General features: G+C 70.6%; 8 protein-coding genes. 5 read left to right on the top strand and 3 right to left on the bottom strand.

The features are described from left to right. Positions 1 to 87 precede the first annotated feature (87 nt). A complete protein-coding gene (locus GH681_RS18705; RefSeq protein WP_153163058.1) occupies positions 88 to 339 on the bottom strand; it encodes a copper-binding protein in 252 nt (83 codons plus the stop codon). A 145-nt stretch (positions 340 to 484) separates the two neighbouring features. Here GH681_RS18705 and GH681_RS18700 point away from each other — a divergent pair, with 145 nt between their 5' ends. After that, on the top strand, positions 485 to 1,168 hold the full coding sequence (locus GH681_RS18700; protein WP_153163057.1) for a heavy metal response regulator transcription factor: 684 nt from the start codon (positions 485 to 487) through the stop codon (positions 1,166 to 1,168). Next, on the top strand, positions 1,159 to 2,565 hold the full coding sequence (locus GH681_RS18695) for a heavy metal sensor histidine kinase (protein ID WP_153163056.1): 1,407 nt from the start codon (positions 1,159 to 1,161) through the stop codon (positions 2,563 to 2,565). The genes GH681_RS18700 and GH681_RS18695 overlap by 10 nt, the downstream gene beginning before the upstream one ends. Before the next feature lie 9 nt (positions 2,566 to 2,574). Here GH681_RS18695 and GH681_RS18690 read toward each other — a convergent pair whose 3' ends face one another. After that, positions 2,575 to 4,089, bottom strand: coding sequence for a TIR domain-containing protein (locus GH681_RS18690; RefSeq protein ID WP_153163055.1), 1,515 nt, complete (start codon positions 4,087 to 4,089; stop codon positions 2,575 to 2,577). A 43-nt stretch (positions 4,090 to 4,132) separates the two neighbouring features. Between GH681_RS18690 and recC the strand changes: the two genes are divergently transcribed. The 3 genes from recC to recD are packed head-to-tail and all read left to right on the top strand — an operon-like array spanning position 4,133 to position 13,298. Next, the gene (gene recC, locus GH681_RS18685; RefSeq protein ID WP_228111980.1) at positions 4,133 to 7,636 is read left to right on the top strand and encodes an exodeoxyribonuclease V subunit gamma; all 3,504 of its coding nucleotides are present in this window, start codon (positions 4,133 to 4,135) and stop codon (positions 7,634 to 7,636) included. Then, positions 7,633 to 11,280 (top strand): exodeoxyribonuclease V subunit beta, encoded by a 3,648-nt coding sequence (gene recB / locus GH681_RS18680; protein ID WP_153163054.1) that lies wholly within the window; start codon positions 7,633 to 7,635, stop codon positions 11,278 to 11,280. The genes recC and recB overlap by 4 nt, the downstream gene beginning before the upstream one ends. Further along, positions 11,277 to 13,298, top strand: a complete 2,022-nt coding sequence (recD, locus tag GH681_RS18675) for an exodeoxyribonuclease V subunit alpha (protein ID WP_153163053.1) — start codon at positions 11,277 to 11,279, stop codon at positions 13,296 to 13,298. Before recB ends, recD begins: the two co-directional genes overlap by 4 nt. On the opposite strand, the gene GH681_RS18670 is transcribed toward recD, so the two are convergent. Continuing rightward, complete coding sequence (locus GH681_RS18670; protein ID WP_153163052.1) at positions 13,295 to 14,743, bottom strand: hypothetical protein; 1,449 nt, start codon at positions 14,741 to 14,743, stop codon at positions 13,295 to 13,297. The two genes, recD and GH681_RS18670, sit on opposite strands and share 4 nt — an antisense overlap. Positions 14,744 to 14,818: the final 75 nt, after the last annotated feature.

Here is a 14,818-nt window from a genome sequence, read left to right as displayed (position 1 = left end):
CATCAACCTGACCGGCGATTACCTGTGGCGCTGCAGTACCAAGGTCGGCGCAGGAAAATTCAGGCCGCTACGGCCACTTCACCCGGCTTAACGTGCTTTATTTTCCGTTTTCTGAGACGACCCCTTCTTGACGCCGAAGGCCATGGTCATCGCCGGCATGCCGTTGGGCAACGGGCCGTGGGAGAGGGTGAGCTTGCCGGCGGTTTTGTCCACCTTCTTGACGGTGCCGTCCACGAGGGTTGCGGCGGCAGGGGCGGCATGGCTGTGGCCGGCGTGGTTGTCGGCGGCCAGGGCGGGGGTGGCGGCGAAAATGGCGAGGGCGGCTAGCAGGGCTTTCATGACGATTCCTTGAAGGGTTTTGGCTGATTTTGGCAAGCCGAGCCCGACAGGAAGCTGACCCGAAGATTACATCTCTGTAATCTTGGGCCCGGCGCACCGGTCCACGGCAGACTGGCGGCCGCTCAAGGTGATGGAAGGGACTGCGTTGAAGATTCTGATCGTCGAGGACGAACCGAAGACCGGGGATTACCTGCGCCAGGGGCTGGCCGAGGCCGGGTTCACCGTCGACCTCGCCCGCACCGGCCTGGATGGGCTGCACCTGGGCCTGGCCGAGGCCTACGACCTGATCGTGCTCGACGTGATGCTGCCGGGCCTCGACGGCTGGCAGGTGCTGGAGACCCTGCGCAAGGCCGGGCGCGAGACGCCGGTGCTCTTCCTCACTGCCCGCGACAGCGTGGACGACCGGGTAAAGGGGCTGGAGCTGGGCGCCGACGACTATCTGGTGAAGCCCTTTGCCTTTGCCGAGCTGCTGGCCCGGGTGCGCACGCTGCTCCGCCGGGGCACCAAGACCAAGGAGCTCGACGCCCTGCAGGTGGCCGATCTGGAGCTGGACCTCCTGCGCCGCCGGGTGACCCGCGCCGGCCGGCGGATCGACCTGACCGCCAAGGAATTCGCGCTGCTGGAGCTGCTGCTGCGCCGCCAGGGCGAGGTGCTGCCCCGCTCGCTGATCGCCTCGCAGGTGTGGGACATGAACTTCGACAGTGACACCAACGTGGTGGAGGTGGCCGTGCGCCGCCTGCGCGCCAAGATCGACGACGACTTCGAGCCCAAGCTGATCCGCACCGTGCGCGGCATGGGCTATGTGCTGGAGGCGCCCCCATGCCCGTGAGCGGCCGGCGCACCTCGCTCACCGCGCGGCTCACCCTGCTGTTCGCGGCCGCATCGACGGTGGTGCTGCTGGTGCTGGGCTGGATCGTCGCCGGCTCGGTGGAGCATCACTTTGAAGAGCAGGACATGGCCGAGCTGAACGGCCGGCTGGTGCAGGTGGGGCGCCTGCTCGACAAGCTGCACTCGGCGGCAGAGCTCGACGGCGCGCTGCGCCAGCTGGAGGATTCGCTGGTCGGCCACCACGGCATCACCATCGCGGTGCTCGGGCCAGACGGCGTGATCCACAGCGCCGGCCACGGGGCGGCGTTTCCGGTGGCGCGGCTGGGCAGTGGGCCGGCAGACGGCCTGCCCCAGGTGTGGGAGGACGGGGGCTCGGCGTACCGGGGCCTGGTGGCGCCGGTGGCCACGGGCATCCCCGGCGTGCCGACGCTGCGGGTGGGCGTGGCCACCGACATCGCCCATCACCGCAGCTTCATGGATTCGTTCATGCACACCCTGTGGTGGGTGGTGCTGGGGGCGTCGCTGGCCACCGGGCTGCTGGGCTGGTTTGCCGCTCGCCGGGGGCTCGCGCCCCTCCGCGCGATGGGCCACCGGGCCGGCGAGGTGAGCGCCCAGCGCCTCGACCACCGCCTGCCCGCCGACACCGTGCCTGCGGAGCTCGCCGAGCTGGCCGATTCCCTCAACGACATGCTGGCGCGCCTGGAGGAATCCTTCCGGCGGCTGTCGGATTTTTCGTCGGATCTCGCCCACGAGCTGCGGACCCCGGTGAGCAACCTGATGACCCAGACCCAGGTGGCGCTGACCCGCGCCCGGGACGCTGACGCCTATCGGGAAGTGCTCGAATCCAACGCCGAGGAGTTCGATCGTCTCTCAAGGATGATCGGCGACATGCTGTTTCTCGCCAAGGCCGAGAACGGGCTGATCGTGCCGGGGCTGGCGCATTTTCCGCTGGCCGACGAAGTGTCGGCGCTGTTCGAGTTCTACGGCGCGGTGGCCGAGGATAACGGCGTCACCCTGCGCCTTTCGGGCCGGGCCGATGTGGCAGGCGACCGGCTGATGCTGCGCCGGGCCATCGGCAACCTGCTCTCCAACGCCCTGCGCCACACACCGGAAGGCGGTACGGTGACGGCCACCGTGGCACCGGCAGTGGATGAATCAGGCCGGCCCGGCGAGCGCCTTGCGATTGCCAACACCGGCGAGCCGATCCCGGCGGAGCACCTGCCGCGCCTCTTCGACCGCTTCTATCAGGCGGACGCCGCGCGCCGCCACGGGGGCGAGGGCGCCGGCCTGGGGTTGGCGATCACCCGCTCGATCCTGCGTGCCCACGGGGGCGAGGTGACGGCCCGCGTCGAAGGCGGGCAGAACGTTTTCGAGATGTGGCTGCCGTCTGAGGACTGAGCGCGCCGCCTAGGGCTTGGTCGGAGAAGCGACGGCGATCTGGGCCAGCAGCGCGTCGTTGAAGTGCAGGGCCTTGAGGGCCTCGGGCGGGGGCACGATCGGCGGGCCCTCGATGGGCATGGGCTGGATGTCCGGCGGGTTGTCATCCACACCGGCCTTGCGCGCCAGGGCGTAGTCGATCTCCTTCTGCACCCATTCGGACTGAGCGGCGGAGGTGGACCAGAACAGGTAGAGCACGTCGCAGTTGTCGATCTCCCGGTACAGGGCTTTCTCCCAGCGCATGCCGGGCTCCAGGTCGAGAATGTCCTGGAAGACGGTGATGCCCGTCTGGCGGATGCCCTGGACGCGCTTGAGCACTTCGGCGCGGTCCTTCGACGAATACGAGATGAAGGCGCGCCGGTAGCGCCGGGCGCGGACTTCGCGGGCGCTGGCGTCCTCGACCGGCGTACCGGCCGCCGCCAGTGCCACCTGAAAGCGCAGCGCGCCACTCGGTACGCCATTGACGGCAAAGCGGATGCGGCCGATGGCGCTGGCGCCCGGCGCGTCGGCGGGCACCTCCACGTCGAACTGCACCGGCGTGATCCGCCCCCGCCAGGTGACGAAGGCGTCGGGTTCCACCACCGTGAGGCCGGGCATCTCGAGATGCAGGTCGATCCGCGCGCCACGGGGGATGTCCAGCGGCAGGGAATGGCTGCCGCGCCGGGTGGCCGTGTCGTCGGCCTGACGGGCCTGGGCGTCCACGGCGGCGGAGGCGTCTGGCGGGTACAGAAAGCACTGGACGAGGAAGCTGCTTTCCCGCGCCACCGTGGGCGGGCAGAACACGGCGGCATCCACGGCTTCGGCGTCGGGCGGCGTGGCGGGCTGGATGCTGCGGTCGGCGGCGGGGAGTGTGGGCGTGGCCGGCGGTGCAGGGGCGGGGGGCGGAGGCGGTTCGGGTGGTTCGGCGCCGGCGGTTGGGATCTCGAAAGGCGGCATCTCGAAACTGCGCGCGGGTGGTTTGGCGTGCTTGAAGCTCGTCTCGTGGTGATGCACGCCCGGGCTCGACGACTGCCCGCCCAGCAACTCGTCGCCGCCACCTGTGGAGCGGGAATGGAGGCCGAAGTCCGGCTTGTCATCGGAAAACCCGAACCCCCGACCGGTCCGGAGCGCGTCGAAGTTCAGATGCCGGTTTGACTGGTCGATGGTCGGCCGGAGGGTGGCCAGCGTGGGCGGAAGCGAGTGCAGCGGATTGCCGGCGACGCGGAGTTCGGCCAGCTTCGGGAGCTGGGCGAGGATGTCCACATCCACCAGCTGGTTGCCGCTGAGGTCCAGATAGCGCAGGGCCTTGAGGCTGGCGATGCGCGGGTCGAGTTGGGTGAGCTGGTTGTCGCCGAGATCGAGCCATTCAAGGTCGACCAGCAACCACAGCTCGTCGGGCAATTCGGTCAGCCCATCGCCACGCAGGCTGAGGGTGGCGGGGTGGGTGCGCAGGGCTTCGGCAATGGCGCGGCGGGCGCGCTCGATGGGCGCGGCTTTCCGGCGCATCGCCCAGGCCCTACAATCCGCCGCGTCCTGACGGGAGTTCACCTTGCATTTCACACCGCTGCCCCCCGGGCTGATGCTGGTTCACGGCAATCGCCCCGAAGCCCTGCGCGACCTGCTGGTCGCGTGGATCCGGCGCTATCCGCTCGCCCCGCTGGAAACCGAGACCCTGCTGGTGCACAGCAACGGCATCGCCCAGTGGCTGCGCCTGGCGCTGGCCGAAGACCCGGCCGAGGATGGTGTGGGTGGCGGCTGCGGGATCGCCGCGGGGCTCGACATGTCGCTGCCGTCGCGCTTCCTGTGGCAGGTGTACCGGGCCGTGCTGGGCCGCGACGCGGTGCCGGAAGTCTCGCCCTTCGACAAGCCGCTGCTCCTGTGGCGGCTGATGCGCCTGTTGCCGGACGTGATGAATGAACCGGCCTACGCGCCGCTGCGGCGCTTCCTGGCGTCCGACGCCGACCTGCGCAAGCGCTTCCAGCTGGCCGAGCGGTTGGCGGATCTGTTCGACCAGTATCAGGTGTATCGCGCCGACTGGCTGGCCGCGTGGGCCGATGGCGACGACGTGCTGATCCGCGCCGGCGGCGATCGCGTGCTGCTGCCCGACGAGCAGCGCTGGCAGGCCAGCCTGTGGCGGGCGCTGCTGGCCGATGTGGGCGGCGGCGCGGCCGGGCAGGGGCGGGCCGCGGTGCACGAGGCCTTCCTCGACCGCGTGGCAGCCTGGCCTGACGACGCGCCGCGCCCGGCCGGGCTGCCGCGGCGGGTGATGGTTTTTGGCATCTCGGCGCTGCCGCGGCAGTCGCTGGAGGCGCTGGCCGCCGTGGCCCGCTGGTCGCAGGTGCTGATGTGCGTGCACAACCCCTGCGAGCACTACTGGGCCGACATCGTCGCCGACAAGGATCTGCTCCGCGCCACCCGCACGCGCCAGCGCCGCCGCGAAGGCGCGCCCGAAACCATCCCCGACGAGGCGCTGCACCTCCATGCCCACCCGCTGCTGGCCGCCTGGGGCAAGCAGGGGCGCGATTTCATCGGCCTCCTCGACGAGCACGACAGCGACACCAGCCGGGCCGGCTATCAGGATCACTTCGCCGCCCTCGGCAAGCGCATCGACCTCTTCGACAGCCACGGGGGCGATTGCCTGCTCAACCAGCTGCAGGACGACATCCGCGACCTGCGCCCCCTGGGCGAGAGCCGCGAGCGCTGGCCGGCGGTGTCGCCCGACGACGCCTCGATCCGCTTCCACGTGGCCCACAGCGCCCAGCGCGAGGTGGAGATCCTCCACGACCAGCTCCTCGCCGCCTTCAACGCCGACCCGACCCTGCGCCCGCGGGACGTGATCGTGATGGTGCCGGACATCGACGCCTATGCGCCGCACATCCAGGCGGTGTTCGGGCTGGTCGATCGGGACGACCCGCGCTTCATCCCCTTCAGCATCGCCGACCAGGGCCGGCGCCACCACGACCCGCTGGTCAATGCCATCGCCCGACTCCTCGACCTGCCCACCGCCCGGCTGACGGTGAGCGACGTGCTCGATCTGATGGAGGTGCCGGCCCTGCGCGCCCGCTTCGGCATCGCCGAGGACGACCTGCCGCTGCTCCACCGCTGGATCCACGGCGCCAAGATCCGCTGGGGCCTGCACGCCGCCCATCGCCAGAGCCTGGGCCTGCCGGACGCCCCCGAGGCCAACAGCTGGCTGTTCGGCCTGCGGCGGATGCTGCTGGGCTACGCGGTGGGCGCCGGCGCCGCGCCGTGGCAGGAGATCGAACCCTTCGACGAGATCGGCGGGCTGGACGCCGCGCTGCTGGGCCCGCTGGTGGCCTTCGTCGAGCGCCTCGACGCCACCTGGCAGACCTTCCGCGAGGACGCCGACGTGCCCGGCTGGTGCGCCCGCCTGCGCGGCCTGATGGCGGATTTCTTCGCCCCGGACGACAGCGCCGACGCCTTCACCCTGCAACAGCTCGACCAGGCCCTGGCGCGCTGGCTCGACGCCTGCACCGCCGCCGGCCTCACCGCGCCGCTGCCGCTGGCCGTCGTGGGCGAGCACTGGCTGGCGCAGCTGGACGACGGCGGGCTGTCCCAGCGCTTCTTTGCCGGCGTGGTGACCTTCGCCACGCTGATGCCCATGCGGGCGATTCCCTTCCTCCGGGTGTGCCTGCTGGGCCTGAATGACGGCGACTACCCGCGCACCCGCGCGCCGATGGACTTCGACCTGATGGGCCGCGACTACCGCTCGGGCGATCGCTCCCGGCGCGAGGACGACCGCTACCTCTTCCTCGAGGCGCTGCTGTCGGCGCGGGAGCACCTGCACGTGTCGTGGGTCGGGCGCAGCATCAACGACAACACGCCACGCCCGCCGTCGGTACTGATCGGCCAGCTGCGCGACCACCTCGCCGCCGGCTGGCGGCTTGCCGGGCGTGACGACGGTGACGCGCTCCTCGCCCACCTCACCGTCGAGCATCGCCTGCAGCCCTTCAACCCGGATTACTTCCCGGCCGATCCGGCGGCATCGCGGCTGTTCACCTACGCCGGAGAGTGGCGCATCGCCGACGACCGTCCCGCGCCGGATGCCACACTGCCCGCGGTGGCGCGGGACGAGCCGCTGACGATTCGCGAACTGGCGGCCTTCCTGCGCGATCCGGTCAAGAGCTTCTTCCGCCAGCGCCTGCGGGTGGATTTCGAGCAGGACGATCCGGTGAGCGAAGACCAGGAGCCCTTCGATCTGGATGGCCTGCAGAAGTGGGGCCTGTGGAACGAACTCATCGCCGCCCAGGCCGAGGCGATCCACGCCGGTTCCGCGCCCACCGAAGCGCTGGAAGCCGGCCTCGAACGCATCGCCCGCCGGGGCGAACTGCCGGCCCGGGCCTTTGCGCTCATCAAGCGGGACGAGCTCGCCGCGCCGATGGCCGATCTCTTCGCGCGCTACGCCGCCGGCCTCGCCGAATGGCCGCAGCCGATGGAGGGCGACGCCGAGATCAGTTACCGCAGCACAACCGCCGGGCTGAAACTCGACGACCGCCTTCACGACCTGCGCCTGAATGACGACGAGCAGCGCGGCCGGGTGGTGCTGGAACCCAGCGACGTGGTGAAGGACGGCAAGTACCGCCGGCACAATCTGGTGAAGCACTGGGTAGCGCACCTCGCCGGGCATCTGGCGGGCGGGCCGCTCACCACGCTGGTGGTGAGCAAGGTGGGCAACGTGCGCTTTGAATCGCTGGAAGTGGACGACGCCCGCGCCCAGATCGACGCCCTGATCGCCGCCTGGCAGGAAGGCCAGCGCCGCCCGCTGCCCTTGCCGGTGAAGACCGCCTTCGCCCACCTCGCCGACGTGGACGGCAACAAGAACACCGCGCCCCAGGCCTACGAAGGCGGCTACAACGCCCCGGGCGAAGCGCAGACCAGCCCCTACCTGCAGCGGGTGTGGCCGGATTACGCCAGCCTCACCGCCAGCGGCGAGTTTGCCCGGCTGGCCGAGCACCTGCTGCGGCCCCTCTACATGGCAACGTTTTCTGCCAAATCCGCGGCCAAGGCTGCCGAGAAGGGCGACGCCCGATGAACCCGACTTCCCTCGACCCCCTGCGTTTTCCCCTCAAGGGCAGCCGGCTGATCGAAGCCAGCGCCGGCACCGGCAAGACCTTCACCATCGCCGCGCTGTACTTGCGGCTGGTGCTCGGCCACGGGGGCGACGCAGCCTTCAGCCGGCCGCTCGACCCGCCGGAGATCCTGGTCGTCACCTTCACCGAAGCCGCCACCAAAGAGCTCCGTGACCGCATCCGCGCGCGGCTGTCCGAGGCCGCAGCGGGCTTTCTGGCCGATCCGGCCACGATCGAGCCCCAGCCGCCGGGCGCCGATCTGCTCCACGACCTGCGCGCCGAGTATCCGCCGGAAGACTGGGCCGGCTGCGCCCGGCGCCTGCAGCTCGCCGCCGAGTGGATGGACGAGGCGGCGGTGTCCACCATCCACGGCTGGTGCAACCGCATGCTCCGCGAGCACGCCTTCGACAGCGACAGCCTGTTCACCCAGCGCCTCGAAACCGACGAGGAAGACCTGCTGGCCGAGGTGGTGCGCGACTACTGGCGCAGCTTCATGTACCCGCTGGACGTGGACGCCGCGCGCCGGGTGAACGGCTGGTGGGGCTCGCCGGAAGGGCTGCAGTCCGTCGTCCGGCATCTGCTGCCCCATGTGGCGCTGCTGGGCAGTGGCCCGACGCCGGCCGAGGCCATCGAGCAGGCCGAGGCCGCGAAACGCGAACGCATCAAGGAGCTCAAGGCGCCGTGGAAGGCCTGGGTGGAAGAGCTCCGCACGCTCTTCGACGGCGCCCGGGCGAAGAAGCAGTTCGACGCCCGCAAACTCAACCAGGCCAACTGCGAACGCTGGCTCGCCGCGCTTGAGATGTGGGCCGGCGACGATACCGACAAACCCGCACTCACCGATACCGCCTGGACGCGCCTCACGCCCGAAGGCATCGCCGAGATCTGGCGCGACGGGGAGCCGCCCGCGCACAAGGCCTTCGAGGCCATGGCCGGGCTGGGCGCCGCACTTGCAGGCCTGCCCGAAGGCCACGACGAAACCCTCGCCCACGCCGCCCGCTGGGTGGCCGAGCGCTTTGCCATCGAACAGGCCCGCCGCGCCCAGATGGGCTTTGACGACCTGCTCGGGCGCCTCGATGCGGCGCTCGCCGGCCCCAACGGCCCGCGCCTCGCCCAGCTCATCCGCAACCAGTTTCCGGTGGCGCTGATCGACGAGTTTCAGGATACCGACGCCATCCAGTACCGCATCTTCGACGCGGTGTATCGCGTGGCCGACAACAGCGATGCCACCGGCCTCGTGCTCATCGGCGACCCGAAGCAGGCCATCTACGCCTTCCGCGGCGCCGACATCTACACCTACCTCGCCGCCCGCCGCGCCACCGCCGGCCGGCTGTACACCCTGCGGCGCAACTTCCGCTCGACGCAAGGCATGGTCGCCGCCACCAATCGCTGCTTCGAGATCGCCGAAAACCGCGAAACAGGGCAGGGCGCCTTCCTGTTCCGGAGCAGCGACGGCAACCCGGTGCCCTTCCTGCCTGCCGAGGCCCAGGGCCGCGACGACGTGCTGATGGCTGACGGCGCGTCGCTGCCGGCGCTCACCGCCTGGCGGCTGCCCGCGCCGGAAGACGGCAAGGCGCTCACCAAGGACGCCTACCTGTCTGAAATGGCCCAGGTGTGTGCCGGCGAGATCGCCCGTCTGCTCAATCTGGGCGCCGCCAGCAAGGCCGGTTTCGACGGCGAGAAGGGCCGGCGCGATCTGCGTCCGTCCGACATGGCGGTGCTGGTGAATAACCGCAACGAGGCCGACACCATCCGCGCGGCGCTGTCGGAGCGGGGCGTGCGCAGCGTCTACCTGTCGGAGCGCGAATCGGTCTTCCAGCGCCCCGAGGCCGGCGACCTGCAGCTGTGGCTCGCCGCCTGCGCCGAGCCCGACGACGGCCGCGCCCTGCGGGCCGCGCTCGCCACCGCAACCCTGGGCCTGGGCTGGGCGGATCTCGACCGGCTTAACTACGACGAGCTCGCCTGGGACGCGCGCATCGAGCAGTTCCGCGCCTACCGCGAGTGCTGGCGCAAGCAGGGCGTGCTGCCGATGCTGCGTCGGCTCCTCAACGACTTCCGCGTGCCGGCGCGCCTGTTGGCCGCCGGCGGCAGCGGCGAGCGCAGTCTGACCGATCTGCTTCATCTGGCCGAACTCCTGCAACAGGCCAGCAGCCTGCTGGACGGCGAACACGCGCTGATCCGCCACCTGGCCGAGCAGCGCCAGGACGCCGCCGCGGGTGGCGACGCCCGCCAGATCCGCCTCGAGAGCGACGCCCACCTGGTGCAGGTGGTCACCGTGCACAAGTCGAAGGGGCTGGAATATCCGCTGGTCTTTTTGCCCTTCGCCTGTGCCTTCCGCGCAGCCAAATCCACCGACCTGCCGCTCAAGTGGCACGACGCCGACGGCCGGCTGCAGCTGGCGCTGGTGGATGACGGCACGGTGGTCGGCCGGGTGGATCGGGAACGCCTGGGCGAGGATCTGCGCAAGCTCTACGTGGCGCTCACCCGCGCCCGCTACGCCACCTGGATCGGCGTCGCGCCCCTCAAGGAGGTGGAGCGCAGCGCCCTCGGCTATCTGGTGGGCGGCAACCTGCAGGACGGGCTCGACCAGCTTGCCGATGGCTGCGACGTGATCGCGGTGATCGACAACCCCGAGCCGGCGCCCGATCTGTACGCCGGCCGCGACCAGACGGTTGTCGAAGGCGCCGCCCGTCAGCCGGTGCGCGCCGTGCGCGAAAACTGGTGGATCGCCAGCTATTCTGCCCTGCAGACCGCCGCAGCGAGTGCCGACACCGCGGCCGAGGATGTCTTCCGCGAGGCCGCCGATGCGGCTGCCGACGACAGCTCGCTTCCCGCCGCCGGCCCATCCGCAGCGCCGTCCGAAGGGGGCCGGCTGCACGACTTTCCCCGTGGCGCGTCGGTGGGGACCTTCCTCCACGAAATCCTCGAATGGGCCGCTGGCCAGGGTTTTGGCGTGGTGGCCACGGCACCGGCGCTGCTGCGCGACGCGGTCGCCCGGCGCTGCGCGGTGCGCGGCTGGGCGGCGTGGATCGACCCGCTGTGCGCGTGGCTGCAGGATTTCCTGCAGATGCCGCTGGGGGCGTCGGACGAGACCGGCTTCACCCTCGCCGGGCTGCCCGTGGCGGTGGCCGAGATGGAGTTCTGGATCGCCGCCCACCGGGTGGATCTGGCCGAGGTGGATCGCCTCGTGCGTGCCCACACCCTGGGCGGCGTCGAGCGGCCGCCCCTCGCGCCGGGCCAGCTCAACGGGATGCTCAAGGGCTTCATCGATCTGGTGGCCGAGCACGACGGGCGCTACTACGTGCTCGACTACAAATCCAACTGGCTCGGCCCGGACGACGCGGCCTACACCCCGGCGGCGATGGCCGCGGCGGTGCTCGCCAAGCGCTACGAACTGCAGTACGTGCTTTACCTGCTGGCGATCCACCGGCTGCTCAAGCTGCGCCTGCCGGATTACGACTACGACCGCCACATGGGCGGGGCGATCTACCTCTTCCTGCGGGGCAGCCAGTCGCCCAGCCGCGGCATCCACGCCGAACGTCCGCCGCGGGCGCTGATCGAGGCGCTGGATCGCCTCTTCGCCCACGCCGCCGACCGGGAGCTCGCATGAACGCTGCGCTCAACGACACCGCCGCGACCCTCGCGCTGCTCGACCGCTGGGCCGACCACGGCTGGCTGCGTGGGCTGGATGCCGCCTTCGCCGCCTTCCTCGCCCGCGAGGTGCCCGACGCGCCGCCGCCGGCCATCCTCGCCGCCGCGCTGGCGAGCCACCAGCTGGGCCGCGGCCACGCCTGCCTGGATCTCGCCGACACCCTGGCCGATCCGGGCTTCGCGCTGTCGCTGCCCCCTGATGGTGACAGCAAGGGCGAGGGCGGGGGCGATGCCCGTCCGCCACTGCCCGCCGAGGTGCTGGCCGGGCTGGATCTGGCCGGCTGGCAGGCCGCGCTCACTCATCCCGAGCTGGTGGCCGACGGACCCGGCGCCACGCCGCTGGTGGCGGTGGGCCGGCGGGTCTATCTGCGCCGTTACTGGCAATACGAACGCTCGGTGCGCGAGGCCATCGATGCGCGCCTCGCCGCGCCCCTACAGCTTCCGGCCGACGCCCTGCGCGCCGCGCTTGACGCGCTGTTTCCGCCTGCCGCCAACGGGCTGGACTGGCAGAAGCTCGCCTGCGCGCTGGCCGCCCACAGTGCCTTTGCCATCGTCACCGGCGGCCCCGGCACCGGCAAGACGACCACCGTGGTGCGCCTGCTGGCGGTGCTGCAGACCCTGGCGCTGGCGGGCGATGCCGCACGTGCGCTGCGCATCCGCCTCGCCGCGCCCACCGGCAAGGCTGCGGCCCGGCTCAATGAATCCATTGCCGGCGCGGTGGCGAAGCTGCAGCTCGACGGCCTGCCCGACGGCGACGCGGTGCGCGCGGCGATTCCGGTGCAGGTGACGACGCTCCACCGCCTCCTCGGTAGCCGGCCGGATTCGCGCCACTTCCGCCACCACGCGGGCAACCCGCTGCCGGTGGATGTGCTGGTGGTGGATGAGGCGTCGATGGTCGATCTGGAGATGATGGCTGCGCTGCTCGCCGCGCTGCCGGCCCGGGCGCGGCTGGTGCTGCTGGGCGACAAGGATCAGCTGGCTTCGGTTGAAGCCGGCGCGGTGCTGGGCGAGTTGTGCCGCCGGGCGTCGGAAGGCCACTACACGGCAGAAACCGCCGGGTGGATCGCAGACGTGACCGGCGCGACGATTCCCGCGTCGCTCATCGACCCGGCCGGCACGGCGCTCGATCAGGCGGTGGCGATGCTGCGCTTCAGCCACCGCTTCCGGCACGACAGCGGGATCGGCCAGCTGGCGACGGCAGTCAACGATGGCGACGTGGAGGCGGCCGCCGGCTGCTTCGATGCCGGCTTTGCCGATCTCGCCCGCGTGGCGGTGGGCGAGGGCGCCGACGAGCGCGCGCTGCGCCGGCTGGTGGTGGAGGGCGACACCGGCAAGGCCTACGCCGGGGAGCGGCCGCTGGGCTACCGGCATTATCTCGAAACCTTGCGCGATGCCCGGCCGGCTGCCGGCGCCGCGCAGGCAGACATCGACGACTGGGCGCGGAAAGTGCTCGCCGCCCACGGGCAGTTTCAGCTGCTGTGCGGCCTGCGTCGCGGGCCGTGGGGCGTGGAAGGGCTCAATCGGCGGATCGCCGGCTGGTTGAAGGAGGCCGGGCTGATTCCGGCGGCGGAGGGCTGGTACGCCGGCCGGCCGGTGCTGGTCACCCGTAACGATTACGGGCTGGGGCTGATGAACGGCGACATCGGCATCACCCTGGAACTACCCGGCGGCGTGCTGCGGGTCGCCTTTCCGGCGGGAGACGGCAGCGCCGGCATCAAGTGGGTGCAGCCCAGCCGGCTGCAGGCGGTGGAGACGGTGTTCGCCCTCACGGTGCATAAGTCCCAGGGCTCGGAATTCACCCATGTGGCGATGGCGCTGCCGGAGAGCCTGAGCCCGATCCTCACCCGCGAGCTGATCTACACCGGCATCACCCGGGCGAAGCAGTGGTTCACCCTGGCCGACGCGCCCGCGTCGTCGGTGCTGGCGCGGGCGGTGGAGCGTCGGGTGCTGCGGGTTTCGGGGCTGATGGCGGGTTAGGTGGCGGGTAGCGCGCGCAGGAAGGCCTCGGCCTGCTGCCGGGCGGCGGCAAAGAGCCGGTCGTAATCGGCCCGGGCAGCGGCGGTGTAGTTGCCAAACTCGTGGGGCTGGCCTGAGCACAGGAAGGCCCAGCTGATGGCCGCGGCGGTGGCGTGGTGATCGGTGAGCGCGCCGAGGGCGTTGGCGAAGTCGTCCGGCGAATCGAAGCCTTCGACCCGGCCGGCGGCGGTGTAGTGGTCGAGCAGGGTTTTCATGATTCCGGCGTACGCCGCCAGCGCGCAGCCGGCGTCCCGGTGCTGGCCGAAGAGGAGCGCGGTGAACACCCGCAGCAGCAGCTGGTTGATGCGGAAGGGCAGGGCGTCGATGGGCGCGCCGGCTTCGGGTACGACCTCGGCCCACAGGGCGGCGTCGAGGCGGCGCAGGTAGTCGAGGGTGGCGTCGTCCAGGGCCGGGTAGAAGCGGAAGTCGAGCCATCTTTCCCGCTGGGCTTTCGGCTGGTCGGGGCTGGCGGCGCGGATGCGGGCCATCAGGGCGGGCGCCTGGGCGTCGAGGTCCTCGATGTCGATCACCGTGAACACCTTTTCCAGCTCGTCGCGCAGGGCTCGGATGTCGTCGTCCGAACTGCGCCCCCGCGACGGCAACCAGCGCACCGGGCCGATGGCCAGCGCCGGGATGTCCTTGTAGAGATCGGCGTGAATGTTCTTGGTGAGGATCGCCTCCCGGTCGAACACCACGGTGGTCAGCGGCGCGCGGCCAGTGTCGATGAGGTGGTGCATCTCCCATAGCACGCTCTCGGTGATCGACGAGACGTACACCACAAAGTAATCCACCTGCCCGGCAAGCTGGGCGATGTCGTCCTTCCAGTGCAGCGCGTTGAGATGGACCGAGCGGATCGGCTGGTTGGCGGAGCGGATCAGCGCTTCGTAGTCGCCGTAAAAGTGGCGCTGGGGGCCGATGGTTTCCCAGTACAGATCCTTGGGGCTCATGGCCTTGAAGAGGTCGAATTCGGCACCGAGCAATTCGCCCAGCTTATAGTTGAAGCGGGTGGTATCGACCGTGGCTATACCTACCGCCAGGGTATCGCTGGCGGCAACGGCGGCTTCGTAGTCGAAACCGCGCAGATAGAGCACCCGCTTGCGGGTTGTGACGTGCATCAGCCGGTAGTTGGCCTGCTTGTGGGCGGATTCGACGTAGAAGTAGATGCCGCAGAAGTAGGCCAGCTTTTCCAGGTCGAGGGCGTTGAAATCCACCGGCAGGCGGCGGAAGGCCGGGCTGGCGCGGCCGTCTTCGTCCAGCAGGCCGGCGGCGCGCCAGCGCTGGATGTTGTGCAGGAGCACGCCCAGGAAATGGGTGAACCAGGTGTACAGAAAATAGCCGTGAAGGGCGCGGGCGCCGTCGTAGAGGGGCGTGGCGTCGCGGATGATCGTGGAGGGCGTGTCCGGCATGGCGGGTCTCCCGGCGGTGGGTGCAATTTGAGCATAGGCGCCGGCGCGGGGGCGTGGCAATCGGATCGCTCGAAG

Source organism: Zoogloea sp. 1C4 (genome assembly GCF_009469605.1).
Classification (GTDB): Bacteria; Pseudomonadota; Gammaproteobacteria; order Burkholderiales; family Rhodocyclaceae; genus Zoogloea; species Zoogloea oryzae.
Note: the sequence above shows the minus strand (reverse complement) of the source record. Positions and strands in the feature narration are given on the sequence as shown.

Excerpts from the sequence above, each read along its gene's own strand:
- GH681_RS18705 (WP_153163058.1), bottom strand. The coding sequence starts at position 339 with ATGAAAGCCCTGCTAGCCGCCCTCGCCATTTTCGCCGCCACCCCCGCC.
- GH681_RS18695 (WP_153163056.1), top strand. The coding sequence starts at position 1,159 with ATGCCCGTGAGCGGCCGGCGCACCTCGCTCACCGCGCGGCTCACCCTG.
- GH681_RS18690 (WP_153163055.1), bottom strand. The coding sequence starts at position 4,089 with ATGCGCCGGAAAGCCGCGCCCATCGAGCGCGCCCGCCGCGCCATTGCC.
- recB (WP_153163054.1), top strand. The coding sequence starts at position 7,633 with ATGAACCCGACTTCCCTCGACCCCCTGCGTTTTCCCCTCAAGGGCAGC.
- recD (WP_153163053.1), top strand. The coding sequence starts at position 11,277 with ATGAACGCTGCGCTCAACGACACCGCCGCGACCCTCGCGCTGCTCGAC.
- GH681_RS18670 (WP_153163052.1), bottom strand. The coding sequence starts at position 14,743 with ATGCCGGACACGCCCTCCACGATCATCCGCGACGCCACGCCCCTCTAC.